General features: G+C 63.4%; 22 protein-coding genes. 14 read left to right on the top strand and 8 right to left on the bottom strand.

The window, feature by feature from the left end; translation table 11 throughout:
- Positions 1-46: 46 nt before the first annotated feature.
- A complete protein-coding gene (locus tag AC1RZR_RS28280; RefSeq protein ID WP_481826668.1) occupies positions 47-415 on the top strand; it encodes an ATPase (modular protein) in 369 nt (122 codons plus the stop codon).
- Positions 416-448: 33 nt separating this feature from the next.
- On the opposite strand, the gene AC1RZR_RS28275 is transcribed toward AC1RZR_RS28280, so the two are convergent.
- On the bottom strand, positions 449-838 hold the full coding sequence (locus AC1RZR_RS28275; protein ID WP_481826667.1) for a hypothetical protein: 390 nt from the start codon (positions 836-838) through the stop codon (positions 449-451).
- Positions 839-989: 151 nt separating this feature from the next.
- A complete protein-coding gene (locus tag AC1RZR_RS28270; protein WP_481826666.1) occupies positions 990-1,490 on the bottom strand; it encodes a hypothetical protein in 501 nt (166 codons plus the stop codon).
- Positions 1,491-1,652: 162 nt separating this feature from the next.
- On the opposite strand from AC1RZR_RS28270, the gene AC1RZR_RS28265 reads away from it, so the two are divergent.
- The 3 genes from AC1RZR_RS28265 (at position 1,653) to AC1RZR_RS28255 (ending at position 4,819) form a co-directional block, all read left to right on the top strand.
- Positions 1,653-2,627: an L-threonylcarbamoyladenylate synthase gene (locus AC1RZR_RS28265; RefSeq protein WP_481829132.1), complete on the top strand. Its 975-nt coding sequence runs from the start codon at positions 1,653-1,655 to the stop codon at positions 2,625-2,627.
- A 9-nt stretch (positions 2,628-2,636) separates the two neighbouring features.
- Positions 2,637-4,067, top strand: coding sequence for an FAD-binding oxidoreductase (locus AC1RZR_RS28260; RefSeq protein ID WP_481826665.1), 1,431 nt, complete (start codon positions 2,637-2,639; stop codon positions 4,065-4,067).
- A 185-nt stretch (positions 4,068-4,252) separates the two neighbouring features.
- Positions 4,253-4,819, top strand: a complete 567-nt coding sequence (locus tag AC1RZR_RS28255) for a DUF6101 family protein (protein WP_379105689.1) — start codon at positions 4,253-4,255, stop codon at positions 4,817-4,819.
- Positions 4,820-4,856: 37 nt separating this feature from the next.
- Here the strand turns inward: AC1RZR_RS28255 and ubiA are convergent, their stop codons facing one another.
- Positions 4,857-5,840 carry a 4-hydroxybenzoate octaprenyltransferase gene (gene ubiA, locus AC1RZR_RS28250; RefSeq protein ID WP_481829131.1) on the bottom strand — a complete coding sequence of 328 codons (984 nt, stop codon included), beginning with the start codon at positions 5,838-5,840 and terminating at the stop codon, positions 4,857-4,859.
- Positions 5,841-5,871: 31 nt separating this feature from the next.
- Positions 5,872-6,798, bottom strand: a complete 927-nt coding sequence (locus AC1RZR_RS28245) for a LysR family transcriptional regulator (RefSeq protein WP_481826664.1) — start codon at positions 6,796-6,798, stop codon at positions 5,872-5,874.
- 88 nt (positions 6,799-6,886) lie between these two features.
- On the opposite strand from AC1RZR_RS28245, the gene AC1RZR_RS28240 reads away from it, so the two are divergent.
- Positions 6,887-7,708 (top strand): phytanoyl-CoA dioxygenase family protein, encoded by an 822-nt coding sequence (locus tag AC1RZR_RS28240; RefSeq protein WP_481826663.1) that lies wholly within the window; start codon positions 6,887-6,889, stop codon positions 7,706-7,708.
- 159 nt (positions 7,709-7,867) lie between these two features.
- On the top strand, positions 7,868-9,145 hold the full coding sequence (gene purD, locus AC1RZR_RS28235; RefSeq protein WP_481826662.1) for a phosphoribosylamine--glycine ligase: 1,278 nt from the start codon (positions 7,868-7,870) through the stop codon (positions 9,143-9,145).
- A 122-nt stretch (positions 9,146-9,267) separates the two neighbouring features.
- Here purD and AC1RZR_RS28230 read toward each other — a convergent pair whose 3' ends face one another.
- Both AC1RZR_RS28230 and AC1RZR_RS28225 read right to left on the bottom strand, forming a co-directional pair.
- On the bottom strand, positions 9,268-10,377 hold the full coding sequence (locus AC1RZR_RS28230) for a glycoside hydrolase family 25 protein (protein ID WP_481826661.1): 1,110 nt from the start codon (positions 10,375-10,377) through the stop codon (positions 9,268-9,270).
- Positions 10,378-10,515: 138 nt separating this feature from the next.
- Positions 10,516-10,752, bottom strand: a complete 237-nt coding sequence (locus AC1RZR_RS28225) for a hypothetical protein (RefSeq protein ID WP_481826660.1) — start codon at positions 10,750-10,752, stop codon at positions 10,516-10,518.
- A 214-nt stretch (positions 10,753-10,966) separates the two neighbouring features.
- On the opposite strand from AC1RZR_RS28225, the gene AC1RZR_RS28220 reads away from it, so the two are divergent.
- A complete protein-coding gene (locus AC1RZR_RS28220; protein WP_481826659.1) occupies positions 10,967-12,736 on the top strand; it encodes an acyl-CoA dehydrogenase family protein in 1,770 nt (589 codons plus the stop codon).
- A gap of 19 nt (positions 12,737-12,755) precedes the next feature.
- Complete coding sequence (locus AC1RZR_RS28215; RefSeq protein ID WP_481826658.1) at positions 12,756-13,508, top strand: crotonase/enoyl-CoA hydratase family protein; 753 nt, start codon at positions 12,756-12,758, stop codon at positions 13,506-13,508.
- Between the two features lie 9 nt (positions 13,509-13,517).
- Here AC1RZR_RS28215 and pdxH read toward each other — a convergent pair whose 3' ends face one another.
- Positions 13,518-14,135 carry a pyridoxamine 5'-phosphate oxidase gene (gene pdxH, locus AC1RZR_RS28210; protein ID WP_477273975.1) on the bottom strand — a complete coding sequence of 206 codons (618 nt, stop codon included), beginning with the start codon at positions 14,133-14,135 and terminating at the stop codon, positions 13,518-13,520.
- 59 nt (positions 14,136-14,194) lie between these two features.
- Here pdxH and AC1RZR_RS28205 point away from each other — a divergent pair, with 59 nt between their 5' ends.
- From AC1RZR_RS28205 to AC1RZR_RS28190, 4 genes are all read left to right on the top strand, one after another.
- On the top strand, positions 14,195-14,659 hold the full coding sequence (locus tag AC1RZR_RS28205; RefSeq protein ID WP_477273977.1) for an RT0821/Lpp0805 family surface protein: 465 nt from the start codon (positions 14,195-14,197) through the stop codon (positions 14,657-14,659).
- Between the two features lie 100 nt (positions 14,660-14,759).
- Positions 14,760-15,689 (top strand): DnaJ C-terminal domain-containing protein, encoded by a 930-nt coding sequence (locus tag AC1RZR_RS28200; protein ID WP_481826657.1) that lies wholly within the window; start codon positions 14,760-14,762, stop codon positions 15,687-15,689.
- Positions 15,690-15,794: 105 nt separating this feature from the next.
- Positions 15,795-16,613 (top strand): enoyl-ACP reductase FabI, encoded by an 819-nt coding sequence (fabI, locus tag AC1RZR_RS28195; protein WP_056581092.1) that lies wholly within the window; start codon positions 15,795-15,797, stop codon positions 16,611-16,613.
- Between the two features lie 45 nt (positions 16,614-16,658).
- Positions 16,659-17,246, top strand: a complete 588-nt coding sequence (locus tag AC1RZR_RS28190) for a histidine phosphatase family protein (RefSeq protein WP_477273982.1) — start codon at positions 16,659-16,661, stop codon at positions 17,244-17,246.
- A 128-nt stretch (positions 17,247-17,374) separates the two neighbouring features.
- Here AC1RZR_RS28190 and AC1RZR_RS28185 read toward each other — a convergent pair whose 3' ends face one another.
- Positions 17,375-17,635 (bottom strand): DUF1344 domain-containing protein, encoded by a 261-nt coding sequence (locus tag AC1RZR_RS28185; RefSeq protein WP_379105717.1) that lies wholly within the window; start codon positions 17,633-17,635, stop codon positions 17,375-17,377.
- 282 nt (positions 17,636-17,917) lie between these two features.
- Here AC1RZR_RS28185 and aroC point away from each other — a divergent pair, with 282 nt between their 5' ends.
- Entirely contained in the window at positions 17,918-19,018 is a 1,101-nt protein-coding gene (gene aroC / locus AC1RZR_RS28180; protein WP_481826656.1) for a chorismate synthase, read from the top strand.
- A gap of 30 nt (positions 19,019-19,048) precedes the next feature.
- Positions 19,049-20,149: a 3,4-dihydroxy-2-butanone-4-phosphate synthase gene (ribB, locus tag AC1RZR_RS28175; RefSeq protein WP_379105720.1), complete on the top strand. Its 1,101-nt coding sequence runs from the start codon at positions 19,049-19,051 to the stop codon at positions 20,147-20,149.
- The last annotated feature ends 46 nt before the right edge of the window (positions 20,150-20,195 follow it).

Below are 20,195 nucleotides of genomic sequence, written 5' to 3'. Positions count from 1 at the left end.
CTCTCCGTGGCAAAAGGGACATGTTCCCCAACCCACGGAGGCTTCCATGAATTCCGATCACGAAATCGAAGTGACAGAAGAAACTTCGGCTCCCGCCGAGGCGCTTGAATCCGCTTCCGAAACCGCCCTCGACCATGCCGCTGCCGCCACGGTCGAAGCGACCGATCTGTCGGATGACGATGAAGATGGCGACGATGAAGACGGCGAAGACTCTGACGAAGACGACTCCGAAGCCGCCACGCTCTCGGGTGACGACGAAGACGAAGACGATGAGGACGAAGACGACGCCGATGAAAGCGTGAAGCTGAAGGCGACGACGAGAAATCTGAAGAAGGCGAATCCGAGGAAGACGACGACACGGAAAAAGCCGCCTGATTTTCAGCTGCTCCGTCTATCGATGGCAGGGCGGCCCTAACGCGCCGCCCTTTTCTGTCAGATGCTAGCCTTCTCAGTTTTCCAGAATGCTGACGCGCACGCTGTTTTCGTAGACGTCGACCTGGATCAGCGGTTCGCCGTTGACGATGGCGCGTTTGGTCGAGGAACTCATCGCGCCGGAGCGCTGCAGCATGCGTTGCAAATCGGCGCGCTGGTCGTTGGTCCTGAACCAGCCATCACCCTCGTCGTCGCTGTCGCGACGGTGGAATTTGTGCCAGTTGGCGCGATCCTGCCGCACCATCTGCGCCGCGCTCTCCAGCGCATAGCCGTCACTTGCCTGATGATCCCTGTCTGAAATGCGCGCGACATAGGATCCCAGCATGTCATCGGCATGAGCCGCGCCGGCGCCAAGCAATGATGCCAGCAGAAGTCCTGCCGCGGTGACAGTTCTGAATGTTCTCATGATCAACCCCCTTTGAACGACGAAATCCCGTCTGCCAGAGCCGCTTGACGAATTTCAGGCGCTGGCGTCCAGCGGCGACGACAAACGGGAGCGGAATTCGTCCGGCAATGGTGCGCCGGGCACCAGATCGCAGTCAAGCCGCGCCGTCGGGCTACTTGGCTTTGCCGGACGCGGGCATATGTTGAGCTGCTGGCTGCGCCGGCGCGCTCGGTGGTGTGGCAGATTTTGTCCCGGCGTCTCCGGCAGGGGCGGCGGCGGCGGTGGCCGTTGCCGGCGCGGTGCCCGTTGCAGGCGCCGTGCCCGTCGCCGGCGCGGCGGCTTTCGCAGGTGCGGCGGTTGGCATCGGCGCCGAAAAGGCGGGACCGACGACGCCGCCGCGAATGACCATCGGGTTCTGCTCAAAGCCATGGCGGGCCTCGGGCTTGTCCGGGATCGCTGCCACCTTCTCGTCGGTGACGTCGGGCTGTGTTTCGCCCAGCCCCACCACCGATTGCACCGCCTTGGCGGTGTCGGCGGTCTTCAGCGGTTTGGCGGCATCGAGCCTGATGATGGATGGCGTCGAGGACGGCACACCTGGAAAAACCAGCGACGACGCCTGTGCCCCGCCGGTCACCACCGCAAGAACAGTCCCCAGCAGGATACGCACAGACACGATGATCGCTCCCCTTTGCCCAGAAGCCGCACAGTAGCGGGCCGGAATTGATGCCGGCTTTCGCGGAAACATAGCATTTTAGGGATTGATAAATCGCCAATGTCCGGACTTGCCCAACAGCCGCCATCGTACTACGCAGCCGGCATCTGCGAGGTGACGAGAGTGGCTGAAATACTTGCCGTCGGCGAGGCGTTGGAGCGGGCGCTGGCGCTGCTTCGGAGCGGCGATGTCGTCGCCATCCCGACGGAAACCGTCTACGGGCTTGCCGGCGACGCCACCAACGGCATCGGTGTGGCACGCATTTTCGAAGCAAAGGGGCGGCCGCGCTTCAACCCGCTGATCGCCCATGTCGCCGACATGGCGATGGCCGAACGCATCGCACTGTTTGATCCGCTGTCGAAAAAACTGGCGCTGGCTTTCTGGCCGGGGCCGCTGACGCTGGTGCTGCCGCAGCGGCCCGGCAACGGCATCCATCCGCTGGTAACGGCCGGGCTCGATACGATTGCCTTGCGCATGCCAAGGGGCTTTGGCGGCGATCTCATCGCCAGGCTCGGCCGCCCGCTTGCCGCGCCCAGCGCCAATTCATCCGGCAAGATCAGCGCGACGACAGCACAGGCGGTGGCGGCGGATCTCGGCGCCAGGATCAAGCTTGTGGTCGATGGCGGCGCGACACCGGTCGGACTGGAATCGACCATCGTCAAGGCCGAAGGGGAAAGATTGCGGCTGCTCCGGCCCGGCGGCATTGCCGCCGAAGACATCGAGGCGGCTATCGGCATGAAGCTCTTGCGTGGCGGTGCCACCGGCGTCGAGGCGCCGGGCATGCTTGCCTCGCATTATGCGCCGGGTGCTGCGATGCGGCTCAATGCTGGGACAGTCGGTGCGGGCGAAGCCCTGCTCGGCTTCGGCAGCCGGCGAGCCGAAGGCTGGCGTCGCGCCGCCGCTTTCCTCAATTTGTCCGAAGCCGGTGACCTGCGCGAAGCGGCGAGCAATCTTTTCGCTTACATGCAGGATCTCGATCACAGCGGTGCGCGGACCATCGCGGTCGAGCCGGTTCCGTTCGACGGGCTTGGCGAGGCGATCAACGATCGACTCTCGCGAGCAGCCGCCCCTCGTGACAACACACAGCCTGCAACATAGTTTTCCCACATGACCGAAATCTCAGAAAAGCTCGAGCCCGCTCTCATCGATCGCTTCGCGGCGATCGTCGGTGACAAATATGCGCTGCGCGACGAACACGATATCGCGCCCTACCTCATCGAGCGGCGCGGGCTCTGGCATGGCGCGACATCGCTGGTGTTGCGGCCGGGCAGCGTCGAGGAAGTCAGCCAGATCATGCGGCTGGCGACCGAGACGGGAACGCCAATCGTGCCGCAGAGCGGCAACACCGGGTTGGTCGGCGCCCAGGTGCCGGACAGGTCCGGCCGCGAAATCGTGCTGTCGCTGTCGCGCCTGAACCGAATTCGCGAGATCGATGTCCGGTCCAACACGGTGACGGTCGAGGCCGGCGTCATCCTGCAGACGCTGCAGGAAGCGGCGGACGCCGCCGACCGGCTGTTTCCGCTGTCGCTGGCGGCGCAAGGCTCCTGCCAGATCGGCGGCAATCTGTCGTCCAATGCAGGTGGCACCGGCGTGCTTGCCTATGGCAATGCGCGCGAACTCTGCCTCGGTGTCGAAGTTGTGCTGCCGACCGGCGAGGTGTTCGACGATTTGCGCAAGCTGAAGAAGGACAACACCGGCTACGACCTGAAGAACCTGTTCGTCGGCGCCGAGGGCACGCTCGGCGTCATCACCGCCGCCGTGCTCAAGCTGTTCCCGAAGCCGAAGGGGCGAGAGGTCGCGTTCGTCGGCCTGTCGTCGCCCGAAGCCGCGCTTTCCCTGTTCAGCCTGGCAATGGACCGCGCCGGAGGGGCCCTTACCGCCTTCGAGCTGATCGGCAGGCGGCCATACGACTTCACCCTGGCGCATGCCCAGGGCGTGGTGCGGCCGCTGATTGAGGATTGGCCGTGGTATGTGCTGATGCAGATTTCGTCCGGCCGTTCATCGGAGGATTCGAGAGCGTTGATCGAGGACGTGCTCTCGGCAGGCCTTGAACAGGAATTCGTCGGCGATGCCGTCATCGCGGCAAGCCTTGGCCAAGGGGACGCCTTCTGGAATTTCCGCGAGGTGCTGCCCGAAGCGCAGAAACCGGAGGGTGCCTCGATCAAGCACGACATTTCCGTGCCGATCGCATCAATCCCGCGTTTCATCGAAGAGGCCGCCGGTGCGGTGGCGTCGGTGAGTGCCGGCGCCCGCGTGGTCTGCTTCGGCCATATGGGCGACGGCAATCTGCACTATAACATCTCGCGGCCTGTCGACGGCGACGACGAGGCGTTTCTCACTCTCTATCACACCATGAACAAGGCGGTGCACGACGTGGTGCGCAGCCTGCACGGGTCGATCTCGGCCGAGCACGGCATCGGCCAGTTGAAGCGCGACGAACTGATCGCCACCGCGCCGCCGATGGCGATCGACCTGATGCGCCGGGTGAAGGCTGCCTTCGACCCGGCCGGTATCATGAATCCCGGTAAGGTTATCTGATCCTTTCAACATCTTGTTGCTGGTGGCATTCCGATAACCATCCCTGAGATCAGCAAAATTTAACCGACTTTCTTAAGCGGGGCGGTAAGGAGCCCGCGCTACTGTCTGCTCACAAACGAGGCTGGAAAAACCGGCCCGGAGAGAACCGGACACCGGCTCTCAGGAGACAGACAGGAAGGCACTCAATGAACACCGGACTGAAGCCAGTCTGGGCGGGACGCAACATGCGTCTCGACCCATTCCGCCTGCCGCAGGTGGTAAGCTACGCCACACGCGACAACTATGGCGACGTGACCTTCACCATCGACCAGCGTGGGGCTGTGATCCGCCGCATGCTCGAGATGAGCGGTTTGCCGGCGATCATCGCGCTGCCCGCCAATGCGTTTCGCGGCGTCGCCGCCCGTGCGATGGAGGATCCGGACGGCAACGTGACGGTGACGCTGGAACTCCTGCACAACGATCCGATGCTGTCGGTGCCGCTGCTGGTGGCCGATGATCTCGAGGACGTCGCCGCCGACTGGCGCGCCTGGGCCGACGCCTACCGTCTGCCGATGCTGCTGATCGAGTCGGACGGCGTTGCCCGTACCCTCGAAGAATCGCTCGGCGCCGCCATCAAGACGCTGCCGCCACAGGCTCGTCGCAAGGGTCGCGTTTCGAACATGCGCCGCCCGCGCTTCCTCGCTCGCCGCAGGGCCGGCGACCTTGGTCTCAGGCTGGTCATCGACGGCCAGGAGATCATTTCGCGAGACTGAGCATGATCCATTGGGACATGCTCGAAAAGCGAAGCCGCTAAACCAGCGGCTTCAGCGCCACCCACACAGCACCGCCGATCAGGCCAAGGAAGATCAGCCAGCCGACCTGGTTGTTCGACCGGAACAGCCGCAGGCACTGGTCCGGATTGTCGATATCCAGCACGGCGATCTGCCGGGCCATATGAGCGCCGGCGGCGATCAGTCCGGCCAGCGCCGGCACCGGAGCCTGGGCCGATGCGAAGGCGATGGCGAAGCAGATCAGCGTGCCGCCATAAAGCCCTGCCAGCCATGATTTGGTGTTGTCGCCGAACAGGCGTGCCGTCGAGCGCACGCCGACAATGGCGTCATCTTCCTTGTCCTGGTGCGCATAGATCGTGTCGTAGCCGATCACCCACAGGATCGAACCGATGTAGAGCATGATGGCCGGCCCATCGAGATCGCCGAACTCGACCGCCCATCCCATTAGCGCGCCCCAGGAAAAAGCAAGCCCGAGTACCAGTTGCGGCCAGTTGGTTATCCGTTTCATGAACGGATAGACGGCGACGATGGCCAGCGAACAGATGCCGAGCAGAATGGCGAAACTGTTGAACTGTATCAGCACCACCAGGCCAACCAGCGCCTGCAGGATGAGAAACACCCATGCCCGCCGGCGTGTGGCCTTGCCCGATGGCAGCGGCCGCGAGCGTGTCCGCTCGACCTTGTTGTCGATGTCCTCGTCGACCAGGTCGTTGTAGGTGCAGCCGGCGCCGCGCATGGCGATGGCGCCGATCAGGAACAGCACGAGATACAATGGCGCCGGCAGCAGCGAGAGCAGCGGATCGCCGGGACGCGGATAGGCGCTCGCCGCAAGTGCCGCCGACCACCAACATGGCCACAGGAGCAATTGCCAGCCGATCGGCCTGTCCCACCGCGCAAGCTGCGCATAGGGCCATATCGAGCGCGGCAGCACACTGTAGACCCAATGGCCGTTCGGCGCATCGGCGACACGGCCCTGGGCCGCTTTCGACTGGATCGGTTCCATCATGCTGGATTGGCAGCAGACTGGAAGGCCGTCAAGCAGTCTCGCTTGCGGACGCGAAGATGTCATGGGAGGCGAACCAGACCTTGGCCACATCGATGAACGCCAGCGTCGCATTCGATACGCGCTGGTGCGTGTCATAGGTGAGCAGGATCCGCTGCTTGGGCAGCGGATCCGACAGCGGTTTGCAGATCAGCGGCAGGCCGTCATAGCTGCGGTCGCCATGCGGGCGGGTGTAGCTGACGGCGACGCCGAAGCCGTTGGCCACCATGCTGCGCTGGAGTTCGAACGAACTCGTCGTTGTGTCGGCCACCGGAGAGAGGCCGCGGCTGCGAAAGAGGTCGAGCATATGCTGCCAACTGTGCGGCTGATCCGTCGTGATCAGCGGATAGGCGGCCAGATCCGCCAGGCTGACCTCGGGACGATCCGCCAGGGCATGGCCTGCCGGCAACAAGGCATGGGGGCGAAGTTCGCGCAGCAGGATACGGGCGAAATGTGTCGGCAGGCTGAGATCATAGGTGAGGCCGAGATCGATGGCGGCATCGCCAAGCCGCCGCGCCAGCGTCTCGAACGTCTCGTCGCGAACGACGATTTTCACGGCCGGATAGCGTTCGGAGAAGGCACGGATCAGGGCCGGTGCGAAGAAAGGGGCCAGGTCCTCGAAACAACCCAGCACCAGTTCACCGCCGACAGCCGATTTGCTTGAGCCGAGGCCGACGAGTTCGTCCGTCTCGGTGAGAACCTGTCTTGCCTTCGCCACGACAGCGCGGCCGAACGATGTCGGCGACACGCCGCTGCCTCGCTGGCGGACGAACAGTTTCTGGCCGAAATTCTTTTCGACGGCGTCGATGGCCACCGAAATCGAAGGCTGCGAGACGTTTAGGATCTTCGCGGCGCCAGTGACGCTGCCATGGCGCGCAACGGCGACCAGATAACGCAGCTGCGTGAGGGTCACATTCATAGGGTGATCCTATGTACCAAATGAGAAGTTATTATTTTACTGAATGAAAGAGGGTTGCGATAGTCGGTTATTCCAAGAGGAGAACGCCATGGCTTCCCAGATCCACACCCAGACAATCGACACCCAGGTCATCGACGCAAAGACGATCGCCGACTATCAGCGCGATGGCGCTGTCTGCATCCGTGGCGCCTTCAAGGGCTGGGTCGACACGATTGCCGCCGGCATCGAGCGCAACATGCAGAACCGTAGCGCCACCGCGTCCGACATCGCCAATGGCCGCGGCAGTTTCTTCGACGACTATTGCAACTGGGAGCGCATTCCCGAATTCGTCAGCGTGGTGCGGGACTCGCCTGCCGCCGAGCTGGCGGCGGCGGTGATGCAGTCGCGCACCGCGCAGTTCTTCCACGATCACGTGCTGGTCAAGGAACCCGGAACGCAGAAGCCGACGCCCTGGCATCAGGACATCCCCTACTACTTCGTTGATGGCCAGCAGACGGTAAGCTTCTGGATTCCCATCGACCCGGTTAAGGAGGCGACGCTGCGCCTGATCGCCGGCTCGCACAAATGGGACAAGATGATCCTGCCGGTGCGCTGGCTCGACGACAGCAATTTCTATGCCGGCGATGGCGACTATATGCCGGTGCCCGATCCGGACAAGGACCCGTCGATGAAGGTTCTCGAATGGGAAATGGAGCCGGGCGACGCCATCCTGTTCGACTTCAGGACCGCTCATGGCGCGCGCGGCAACATGACTTCGGCGCGGCGCCGGGCGCTGTCATTGCGCTGGGTCGGCGACGATGCGCGTTATGTCGAGCGGCCGGGGCGCACCTCGCCGCCCTACCATGGCCACGGCATGCAGCCGGGACAGCGGTTGCGCGAGGACTGGTTTCCGGTCGTCTTCCAGGGTTAAAGGGACTTGCCAGAAAATCGCCGGCGGCGTGCGCCGCCGATTTTCGGCAGGGGTAACGTTCCCGTGCGCAATTCCGATCAAAGCACCCTGATGCCTTGACCCATCGTCCAGAGAGCAATAGCGGGTGCTCTGCAGGATTATAGGCATCAAGAGGTGGCCATGAACGTTCTTCTTCTCGGCTCCGGCGGCCGCGAACATGCGCTGGCCTGGAAGATCGCCGCATCGCCGCTGCTGACCAGGCTTTATGCGGCTCCCGGCAATCCGGGTATCGGCAGTGAGGCCGAACTGGTGAAGCTGGACATTGCCGATCACGTCGCCGTCGCCGCCTTCTGCAGGGACAAGAAGATCGACCTCGTCGTGGTCGGTCCGGAGGGGCCACTGGTCGCCGGCATTGCCGACGATCTGCGTGCGGAAAACATTCGCGTCTTCGGCCCCTCCAAGGCTGCCGCCCGGCTGGAAGGCTCAAAGGGGTTCACCAAGGATCTCTGCGCCAGATACGACATCCCGACCGCCGCCTATGGCCGTTTCGGCGATCTGGCGTCCGCCAAAGCCTATGTCGAAAAGACAGGCGCGCCGATCGTCATCAAGGCCGATGGCCTGGCCGCCGGCAAGGGCGTCACCGTCGCCATGACGCTCGGCGAGGCACAGGCGGCACTCGATGCCTGTTTCGACGGGTCTTTCGGCGCCGCCGGCGCGGAAGTGGTGGTCGAGGAATTCATGACCGGTGAGGAGGCAAGTTTCTTCTGCCTCTGCGACGGCACCACGGCGCTGCCCTTCGGTACCGCGCAGGACCACAAGCGCGTCGGCGATGGCGATGTCGGCCCCAACACTGGCGGCATGGGCGCCTATTCACCGGCGCCGGTGATGACGTCGCAGATGATCGAGCGCACCATGCGCGAGATCATCGAGCCAACCATGCATGGCATGGCCGAGTTGGGCGCGCCTTTCTCCGGCATTCTCTTCGCCGGACTGATGATCACCGACAAGGGGCCGAAGCTGATCGAATACAACACCCGTTTCGGCGATCCGGAATGCCAGGTGCTGATGATGCGGCTGAAGGACGATCTGCTGGTCCTGCTCAATGCCGCCACCGATGGCCAGCTTGCGCACAGTTCGGTGCGCTGGCGCGACGAGGCGGCACTCACCGTGGTGATGGCGGCCAGGGGCTATCCCGGAACGCCCGAGAAGGGATCGGTCATCCGCGGTGTCGAAGATGCGGCGGGCGACGGCGTCCAGATCTTTCATGCCGGAACGGCCATCAATGGCGGCGCCCTGGTTGCCAATGGGGGCCGCGTCCTCAACGTCACGGCATCAGGCGCTACTGTCGGCGAGGCGCAGAAACGCGCCTATGCCGCGCTCGACCGTATCGACTGGCCGGATGGGTTCTGCCGCCGCGACATTGGCTGGCAGGCCGTGGTGCGCGAGCAGGCAAACTGAAGATCCGGAACACCAATGCGTGTCGCCCAAAAGTGACCTCGGTATTGGGACAACGACATGCGTGAAAACAAGGACCTAAATCGCATCGCCTGAATCCGATCAAACGGGGTGCGCTTTAGTCTCTATCGCAAACCGCGATCGATCTCGGTCGAAGCGGTGCTGAGCGGATCGGCCGCGGCAAAGGCGGCGTCGAGTTGTGCGGGCGACCGCTGGTCGGTCCGCTTCCAGGCGACATATTGGACAATGCCGAAGCCCGGCCGTCGCGGCACCGTCTTCACGACAGGCATGCGGAAGCCATCACGGAATTTCGTCCAGCGCGTGCCCAGCGCCGCGACCATGTCCTCGAAGGTCGGCGGCGCCGCCACAGAGGCGTAGGTGATGGTGACATTGCCGGCAAGGCCCGCTTCGCGTGAGACCGGCAGCGGTATCGAGGCGAGATAGTCGGGCGGTACATCGATGAGCCCACCGAACGGCCATTGCGCGCGCAACGTGGCGGCGTCCGTCGGCGCGACATTGACGTCGATGTCCTTGGGCGTGCCGGCGACCCTGTAAGGGCAGCGGAACCGGCCGCAATTGGCTTGCGCCGAAAACTGCCACAGCGCGTAGCCCTGCCAGTTGCCCATCGGAAAATGCACGTCGATGTCGGACTTGTAGCGGGCATACCAGAGCGGCAGCCGCGACAGGAGCCGGTATCTATAGCTGTTGTCGGCAATGTACTGGGCCGTCTTGCCATTGGAATAGAGCACCGGGAAGCGGCCGATGCGACGATGCACCTGGCGCACGAACTCCTCGGCATCATCGAGCGACATCCACTGTGTCGGGTCATTGCCCTCGATGTCGAGAGCCAGCAGATCGTCCGGCGCGGGTTCGGCGAAATCGAGGAAATTATTGGCCTGTTCGACCGGATTGCCGGGGCGGGCGAGGTGATAGGCGCCCCATTTTAGGCCCAGCGCCTTGGCGACCACCTTGCGCGTCTGGAACAGTTCGCGCGTCACCGCGTGGCGTTTCCAAAGCGCCTTGCAGAGTTTTACCTCGGTGTCGTCGCCGAAACAGAAATAGGGCGGCGGCAAGCCGTCGGATGCCTTGTTGATGAAGCCGACGATCCGCTTGTCGGTGGCGAGTTGGGCCCAGTCGATGGAATTGTATTCGTAGGCGTCGATGACCAGGGCGCGGTCAGCATTCTTCCAGGGCTCGGAGAAATCCGAGGACTTTGCCACCGTCGACAACGTCATCGTCGCCGCAAAAGCGAGAAGCGCTGTGCGGCGAAGGAGGTGCGCCGTCCTTTTCAAACAGGGAATCCCCGTTGACCAAGGCAAAATCCTGGACCGTCATGGTTAAGGAAGTGCTTATGCAGGCTGGCGCCGGCAAAGCTACCGCCGGATGAGCGGCCGAAACTCGAATGGATCGGGCGCCGGCTCTTGCGGCGACGGGCCTTCGGCTGCGCGTTTGCGGTGGTGGGCTAGAGAACATTGCGGCGAGCACAATATGCCGCGATCCGACCAATAGGCGGCGCCGTCTTCCAGTCTGCCCTGATGATAGCAGAACCCTGCCGCGCGATAGGGCAGGCCGCATTCGATGCAGCGATAGGCGTCGGGTCTGGCAAGCATGGGTGGTTCCGGTTCGTTGGTCCTGGCCTGTTGTCGCTCGGCTTGATCCGGCGCTAACCCGAATCTAATACGCGCCGGCGCGTTTGCAAAATCCGCGTGACAAAGTTTGACGTTTACGTAAAAAGAAGGTGGGAGACCGCTCAAAAGGCGGATGGTTTTGCGGCAGTGCGGGTCCTAGGATCGACGAGCCGATGCATCAGGAGGAGCGAGCGGCATGTATCGGGCACCGGTCGAGGATATCGCTTTCACGCTCAAGCACGTGGCCGGCATGAAGTCGGCCCTTGATGCCGGCACCTTCGGCGATCTCGGCGAGGATCTGGTCGATGCCGTTCTCGGCGAGGCCGGACGATTCGCCACCGAGGAGGTCGCGCCGCTCTACAAGATCGGCGATGAGCAGGGTGCGGTGCTGAAGGACGCTGCCGTCACCACGCCGCCCGGCTGGAAGGAACTCTATCGCCGCTGGATCGATGGCGGCTGGAACGCACTGTCCGGGCCCGAGGCGTATGGCGGCCAGGCGTTGCCGACCATGCTCGGCGTCGCCGCGCTCGAAATGTGGAACTCCGCCGCCATGGCCTTCGGCATCGGCCCGACGCTGACCATGGGCGCCGTCGAGGCGCTCGACAAGCACGCCTCCGAAGAACTCAAGGCGAAATATCTCGAAAAGCTCGTCTCCGGCGAATGGATGGGCACGATGAACCTGACCGAGCCGCAGGCCGGTTCGGACCTCAATGCCTTGCGCGCCCGCGCCGAGCCGGCGGGTGACGGCACCTACCGCATCTTCGGCCAGAAGATCTTCATCACCTATGGCGAGCACGACTTCACCGACAACATCATCCATCTGGTTCTGGCGCGGCTGCCCGATGCGCCGGCCGGCACGCGCGGCATATCGCTGTTCCTGGTGCCGAAATTCCTGGTCGGCGACGATGGATCGATGGGCGCGCGCAACGATGTCTTCTGCTCGGGTCTCGAGCACAAGCTCGGCATCCATGCCTCGCCAACCTGTACCATGATCTACGGCGACGGCTTCGGGGGCGCTGCGCCCGGCGCCATCGGCTGGCTGATCGGCGAGGAGAACAAGGGCCTCGCCTGCATGTTCACCATGATGAACAACGCCCGCCTCGCCGTCGGCATGCAGGGCGTCGCGGTCGCGGAAACCGCGACGCAAAAGGCGATCGCCTATGCCAATGAGCGCCGCCAGGGCAAGGCGGCAAGCTATGCTGGCGCCGGCATGGCGCCGATCGTCCATCACCCCGATGTGCAGCGCAATCTCCTGACCATGAAGGCGCTGACGCAGACGGCGCGCGCCATCAGCTATTGCTGCGCGCATGCTATCGACCTGGCGCGTGTATCAACCGGTGACGAGGCGGCGCATTGGCGCGATCGCGCCAATCTGTTGACGCCGCTGGCGAAGGCGTTTTCGACCGATGTCGGTGTCGAGGTCGCCTCGCTCGGCCTCCAGGTGCATGGCGGCATGGGCTTCATCGAGGAGACGGGCGCGGCCGCCCTCTATCGCGATGCGCGCATCGCCCCGATCTACGAAGGCACCAACGGTATCCAGGCCATCGATCTGGTCATGCGCAAGCTGCCGCTGGGCGGCGGCGAACATGTGTATGATTACATCGTCGAACTTGCCGCGATCGCCAATGCCGTGCGGATCTCCAATCTGCAGGGTTTCGGCCGCACCGCCGATGCCCTCGACGAGGCGCTTGCCGAGTTGACGCACGCGACCCGCTTCCTGCAAAAACTGTCGGCCGATGGCCAGTCGGACGAGGCGCTGGCCGGTGCTACGCCCTATCTCAGGTTGATCTCGCTTGCTGCCGGCGGCGCCTATCTGGCGCAGGGCGCTCTTGCCGATCCGGGCCGGATCGCGCTTTGCCGCTTCTTCGCCGAAAACCTGCTTGGTGAGGCACGTGCGCTGAAGGATCGCATCATCGGGGGCGCCGAAAGCCTGGCCGCTGCTGGCAAGGCGCTCATCTCTGCCTGACGTTCACAAGGAAGAAACCGTGACAGACCATATCCTCGTCGAGCGCCAGGGCGCCATTCAGATCATCCGCATGAACCGCCCGGACAAGAAGAACGCCTTGACCCGCGCCATGTATGCGAAAATGTCGGCTGCGCTGGCCGAGGGTGACGCCGACCCCGCGATCCGCGTCCATGTCTTCCTCGGCGTGCCCGGCGCCTTCTCCTCCGGCAACGACCTTGCCGATTTCATGGTCGTCGCCACCGGCGGCGACGGTGGCACGGAGGTCTGGGACTTCCTGATGGCGCTGGCCGGGGTCGAGAAACCCATTGTCTCCGGCGTCGACGGCATCGCGGTCGGCATCGGCACGACGCTCAACCTGCATTGCGACCTGACCTTCGCAACGCCGCGCACCGTGTTCAGGACGCCTTTCGTCGACCTCGGCCTGGTGCCCGAGGCGGGATCGAGCCTGTTGGTGCCGCGCATCCTGGGGCAGCAAGCTGCCTTCGCGCTGCTCGGCCTTGGCGAGGGCTTTTCGGCTGAGCGGGCGAAGGCCGCCGGCCTGATCTACGAGGTGGTCGAGGAAGCGGCGCTGGAGGCCTCGGTGCTGGCGGCTGCCGGCCAGATCGCCGCCAAGCCGCCGCAGGCGCTGAAAATCGCACGCGACCTGATGCGCGGCTCGCGTGACGACCTCGTCGCCCGCATCGGCGAGGAAAGCGAACATTTTCGTGCGCGGCTGAAGTCGGATGAGGCGCGCGCCGCGCTCACGGCGTTCATGACCAGAAAGAAGGCCTGAGCCTCTCTTTCAGGGATAAAGCCTCGTCTTGTCCCAACCGTCCCCGGTCTTGCGTGAAAAGACGACGCGGTCATGCAGCCGGAATGGTCGATCGTGCCAGAACTCGATGGTCGTGGGTACGATGCGGAAGCCGGACCAATGTTTTGGCCGCGGGATTTCGCCGATCGCATAGCGGGCCGTGTATTCGGCCACCGCCTTTTCCAGCGCAAAGCGGCTTTCCAGCGGCCGCGACTGTTTCGAGGCCCAGGCGCCGATACGGCTGCCGCGCGGCCGCGTCGCGTAATAGGCGTCGGCTTCGGCCTCGCTGACGATCTCCACCGGACCGCGCACCCGCACCTGCCGGCGCAGAGATTTCCAATGGAAACACATCGCCGCCTTCATGCTGCCAAGAATTTCCTGGCCCTTGGCGCTCTCGAAATTCGTGTAGAACACAAACCCGCCTTCATCGAAGCCCTTGAGCAGCACCATCCGCACATCCGGCATGCCGTCGGCATCGACGGTCGCCAGGGCCACGCCGTTGGGGTCGTTCATCTCGCTTTTGGTGGCGTCCTCCAGCCATGCGGCAAAGAGGCGAAACGGCTCTGCAGCCTCGGTAAAGTCACTGGTTGTTAACTCTGTGTCACTCATAGTTTTTCTCAAATTGTCACGAAGCCAAGATTCTTATGGCGCAGGGGGGAGGTTGCCGATTGTCGCGTATCGCGCAAGCTTTTGACAGCAGGCAAGGCAGCCTAATTGCTTCAGCCAGCGCCAAGGCCGCGATCGTGATGATCGTTCTGCCGCTTGCCGCCTGCGGCGCGGGTGGCTTCAGCCTGGAAAAAGCCGAAGTCGATCGCTCGATTCTGACCAGCAGCACGTCCGCCCCATTATCCGCGCCGGTCAGTTCGGATCGCGACTCCGACCAGACGACGATCGGCAATGCGGTGTCCTCGGCCGACATCGAACAACTCGACGGCCAGGCCGTGCCCTGGGCGAATGCCGGCACAGGGTCACGTGGTTCCATCACCGAACTGGCGGAATTGAAGGACAAGGGCCAGACATGCCGCCGTTTCAGGGCCTCGCGCGAAAGCTTTGATGGCGTTGCCATGTTCGAAGGCGAACTCTGCCTGGCCAGTGCCGGCGGCTGGCACATGCAGGACTTCAAGGCGCTTTGACTTTCCGTTTTTGATATGCTGCTCGGGCACTGGAATTTCTTCCTATGCGAGCGCATATAGGAGGCAACCACAGTTTCACTCCTTCTCCAGGGCAGTAAGCATGCGCGACCCCTATGAGGTGCTGGGCGTTGCCAAGAACGCATCGGCCAAAGACATAAAATCGGCGTACCGGAAACTCGCCAAGAAGCATCATCCGGACCAGAATCCGAATGATCCCAAGGCGAAGGACCGTTTTGCCGCGGCCAACCAGGCCTACGAGATCGTCGGCGACGAGAAGAATCGCGCCGCGTTCGACCGCGGCGAGATCGACGCCGACGGCAAGCCGCGTTTCCAGGGTTTCGAGGGTGCCGCCGGTGGTGGTGATCCCTTCGGCGGGTTTCGCCGGCAGCAAGGGGCCGGCGGTTCGCGATTCGAATTCCGTTCGGGGCGTCCGGGCGGTGATCCGTTCGACGGCAACAGCGATATCTTCAGCCAGATTTTCGGCGACGCCTTTTCGGGCGCGCGGGGCGCCGGCACCGGCGACCGCCGGCAGCCTGCGACCGCTGCCGATCTGAACGTGACGCTCGACGTCACCATCGAGGAAGCGGCGACCGCCGAAAAGGTGACGGCGATGTTTCCCGACGGCCGCAAGGTGGCGGTCAAGCTGCCGGCCTATGTCGAGGACGGCCAGACCATCCGGCTGAAGGGGCAAGGCGAGCAAGGGCCGGGCCAGCCGGGCGATGCGCTGGTCAAGATCCATCTGCGCCGGCATCCGCGCTACCGCATCGAGGGCCGCGACCTGCATGCCGATCTGCCGGTGGCGCTGGCGGATGCTGTGCTCGGCGCCAAGGTGCCCGTCGAGACCCCGACCGGCAAGCTCGCGGTCAACATTCCCGCCTGGTCGAGTTCTGACAAGGTCCTGCGGCTCAAGGGCAGGGGCCTGCCGGAGAAGGCCGGCGGCCATGGCGATCTCTATGCCCATGTGCGGATCATGCTGCCGGAAGGCGGCGATAGCGCGCTCGAAGCGCTGTTGCGCAGCCAAAAAGGCTGATTGCGGCTTTTGTCCCCCGAACTGTCCGGTTTGAACGCTTGAAGGGGCCCTGTGCCTGTGCGATAGGGCACTCCACAAAGCAGGAATCTTGCGGAGAGCGCTCACATGGCGGGTGGACAGGGCCTAATGGCCGGCAAGCGCGGCCTTATTCTTGGCGTCGCCAACAACAGATCGATCGCCTATGGCATCGCCAAGTCGTGCGTCGACCATGGCGCCGAGATCGCGCTCACCTATCAGGGCGAAGCGTTCAAGAAGCGCGTCGAGCCGCTGGCGGCGGAACTCGGCGCCTTTGTGGCCGGCCATTGCGACGTCACCGATCCGGCGAGCCTGGATGAGGTTTTCGCCAATGTCGCCAGGCATTGGGGCAAGCTTGATTTTCTCGTCCACGCCATCGCTTTTTCCGACAAGGACGAGTTGACCGGCCGTTACGTCGAGACGACGCGCGACAATTTCCTGCGCACCATGGACATTTCGGTCTATTCCTTCACCACCATTGCCAAGCGCGCCGAAGCCCTGATGACCAATGGTGGCTCGCTGCTGACGCTGACCTACTATGGCGCCGAAAAGGTGATGCCGCACTACAACGTCATGGGTGTCGCCAAGGCGGCACTCGAGGCCAGCGTGCGTTATCTGGCCGTCGATCTCGGCGCCAAGAAGATCCGCGTCAACGCCATCTCGGCCGGACCGATCAAGACGCTTGCCGCATCCGGCATCGGCGATTTCCGCTACATCCTGAAGTGGAACGAATACAATTCACCGCTGAAGCAGACGGTGACGCAGGAGGAAGTCGGCGATTCCGGCGTCTATTTCCTGTCCGATCTGTCGCGCGGCGTCACCGGTGAAGTGCATCACGTCGATTCGGGCTACCACGTCGTCGGCATGAAGGCGGTGGACGCGCCGGATATTTCGACGGTCAAGGAATAACACCCACCAACCGTCGTCCATCCCGACCCTGCACCGGAAGACCTGATGTACCCGCTGGTTTACATCGTGCGCCACGGCCAGACCGCGTGGAACGCCGAGTTCCGGCTTCAGGGCCAGGCCGACACGGACATCAATGCGCTTGGCCGCGAACAGGCAACCGGCAACGGCGATCTGCTGGCCAAACTCGTCCACAACCCCCAGGATTTCGATTTCGTCGCAAGCCCGATGCGACGGACGTGCGAAACGATGCAGCGTATCCGTGCCGCGATGAAGCTCGATCCGGACGCCTATCAAACCGATCCTCGCCTGGTCGAAGTCAATTTCGGCGATTGGCAGGGGTTTACCTTTGCCGAACTCAAGGCGCGGTATCCGGACGCGCGCCGGACGCGCGCGCTGGACAAATGGAACTTTCAGCCGCCCGGCGAGGGCGCGGAGAGTTACCAGATGCTGCTCGAACGGGTGAAGCCCTGGTTCGACGCGATAGAACGCCAGACGATCTGCGTAACCCATGGCGGGGTCATGCGGACCTTGTTCCGCTTCGTGCTTGGGATGGCAGAGAATGAGGCAGCGAACCTGGAGACCCCGCAGGACCGCGTGCTCAAACTCGAAGGCAAGAGCCTGGAGTGGCTATAAGCCACCTTGGAGTAATCCAGGAAAAGTGCGTAGCGTTTTCCGTTCGGAAGTACCCAAAAACAAAAGGTTAGCGCGGCTCAGCGAAAAAGCTGAACCGGCGCCACTGCATCCAATTCAGGTTGGAAGCTCTAATTGGCGGAACTGTCCGGCAGTTCCATGTCGGTGATGACGTTTTCGCCATTGGTCTCATCATAGGCGATGACGATGTCCATGCCCGGCTTCAGCGCGTCGAGATCTGTCTCGGCATTCAGCTTGTAGGATTTGCCGTCGTCCAGCGTCAGCGTCAGCGCATCCTTGTCGATCTTCTTGATCAGGCCTTCGGTCTGGCCGGCGAAAGCGGCGGTGGACAGCAGCAGCGTGGCGGCGACGGCGCCAATCAGGGTACGCATTATCGTTCCTCGTTATCATTGCACCGGCATGGCGGCGGCAGGCGGTGGCTGGCGGATGGAAGAGAGCAGAAACCAACCGAATGTGTCAAAACTAAATCCGCCAGATCACAGTTTGACCCCTGTGAAAAACGCCAATAGAAGGCAGGCTGCAGCGCCGCGCGTCTTCCTGGGCGGTCAAGGGACGCTGTAGCGCTTTTTGATTTGCGGGTGATCCTTTCCGAAATCGCGCCGATTTTCGGGATCATGCGCCAAGCCGGCTCCGACGCCGGGCAGGGTCGTTTTATGTCTCACAACACGTTCGGCCACCTTTTCCGCGTCACCACCTGGGGTGAAAGCCACGGCGCCGCACTCGGCTGCGTGGTCGACGGCTGTCCGCCCGGCATCCGCTTTACTCAGCGAGACATCCAGGCCGAACTCGACAAGCGCCGGCCGGGCCAATCACGCTTCGTCACCCAGCGCCGCGAACCCGACGAGGTAAAGGTGCTGTCGGGCTTCATCCTAGACGAGGACGGCGAGACGATGATCACCACCGGCACGCCGGTGTCGATGCTGATCGAGAATGTCGACCAGCGCTCGAAGGACTATGGCGAGATCGCCCGCCAATACCGGCCCGGCCATGCCGACTACACCTATGACGTCAAATACGGCGTGCGCGATTATCGCGGCGGCGGCCGCTCTTCGGCACGCGAGACGGCGGCGCGCGTGGCGGCCGGAGCCTTGGCCCGCAAGGTGGTGCCGGGCATGGTGGTGCGCGGCGCACTGGTGTCGATGGGCGAAAAATCAATCGATCGCGCCAACTGGAACTGGAATTTCATCGGCGACGCGGAAAATCCGTTCTTCACCCCCGATCCGGCTTCCGTTCCGGTCTTCACGCAGTATCTCGACGGCATTCGCAAGGCGGGTTCATCGGTCGGCGCGGTCATCGAGATCGTTGCCGATGGCGTTCCGGCAGGCCTCGGCGCGCCGATCTACGCCAAGCTCGACCAGGACATTGCGTCCGGCCTGATGTCGATCAACGCCGTCAAGGGCGTCGAGATCGGCAACGGTTTCGAGGCCGCCCATATCACAGGCGAACAGAATGCCGACGAGATGCGCATGGGCAATGACGGCAAGCCGGTGTTCCTGTCGAACAATGCCGGCGGCATCCTCGGCGGCATTTCGACCGGCCAGGAAATCGTCGCGCGTTTCGCCGTCAAGCCGACCTCATCGATCCTGACGCCGCGAAAGTCGATCGACAAGGATGGTCACGACGTCGAGATCATGACCAAGGGCCGTCACGATCCATGCGTCGGCATCCGCGCCGTGCCGATCGGCGAGGCGATGGTTGCTTGCGCCATCGCCGATCATTATCTGCGTCATCGTGGACAGACCGGACGCGTCTGACCTTCAACCTTGCCAGCGAAGCGAGCATCCATGCCTTACGACCAGAAGAAAATCGTCGAAGCCCTGCGTGCTTTCGAACGCGGTGAGATCGTCGTCGTCATGGACGATGATGGGCGCGAGAATGAGGGCGACCTGATCGTCGCCGCCGTCCATTGCACACCGGAGAAGATGGCGTTCATCATCCGTCACACCTCCGGCATCGTCTGCACGCCGATGCCGCGCGAGGAGGCCAAGCGGCTCAATTTGTCGCCGATGGTGGCCGACAACGATTCCGCCCACACCACCGCCTTCACCGTCAGCGTCGATTTCAAGCATGGCACGACGACCGGCATCTCGGCCGAGGACCGCACGCTGACCGTGCGCAATCTCGCCAACGGCAACGTCGGCGGCTCGGATTTCGTCCGTCCCGGCCATATCTTCCCGCTGATCGCGCGCGAGGGCGGCGTGCTGATGCGCTCGGGCCATACCGAAGCCGCGGTTGACCTGTGCAAGCTCGCCGGCCTGGCGCCGGTCGGCGTCATTTCGGAACTGGTCAATGACGACGGCACCGTCAAGCGCGGCCCGCAGGTTTCGGCCTTTGCCGAGGAGCATGGCCTCAAACAGGTTTCGGTCGCCGACCTCATCGCCTACCGCCAACGCAAGGAAACGCTCGTCGAACGCGTGGCTTGCTCCGAAATCGACACGCTCGGCGGCAAGGCGCAGGTCTTCACCTACACGCTGCCCTGGGACTCCATGCATCATGTCGCCATTGTCTTCGGCGACATCCGCGACGGCGAGGAGGTGCCGGTGCGCCTGCACTCCGAGGATGTGGTGACCGATGTCTTCGGCACCACCCATCGGCTCGACGGCATCATGAAGGCGATGGGTGAGCGCAGGCGCGGCGTCATCGTCTATCTGCGCGAGGGCTCGGTCGGCGTCGCCCATCAGGAACGCAAGCGGCCGGCTTCGACCGATCGCGAGGATCACGAAGAGGCGCGCCGCCGTGAGAACGAGTGGCGCGAGATTGGTCTCGGCGCACAGATCCTCAAGGATCTCGGCATATCCTCGATCAACCTGATCGCTTCACGCGAACGCCACTATGTCGGTCTCGAGGGTTTTGGCATCCATATCGCCAAGACCGAGATTCTCTGAAGGGCAACCGCAGGGGATAGCGCGCGGCCCGTTCGAACCGGGCGCT

Source organism: Mesorhizobium bavaricum (assembly GCF_056781655.1).
This window is presented reverse-complemented; position numbering and strand designations above follow the sequence as displayed.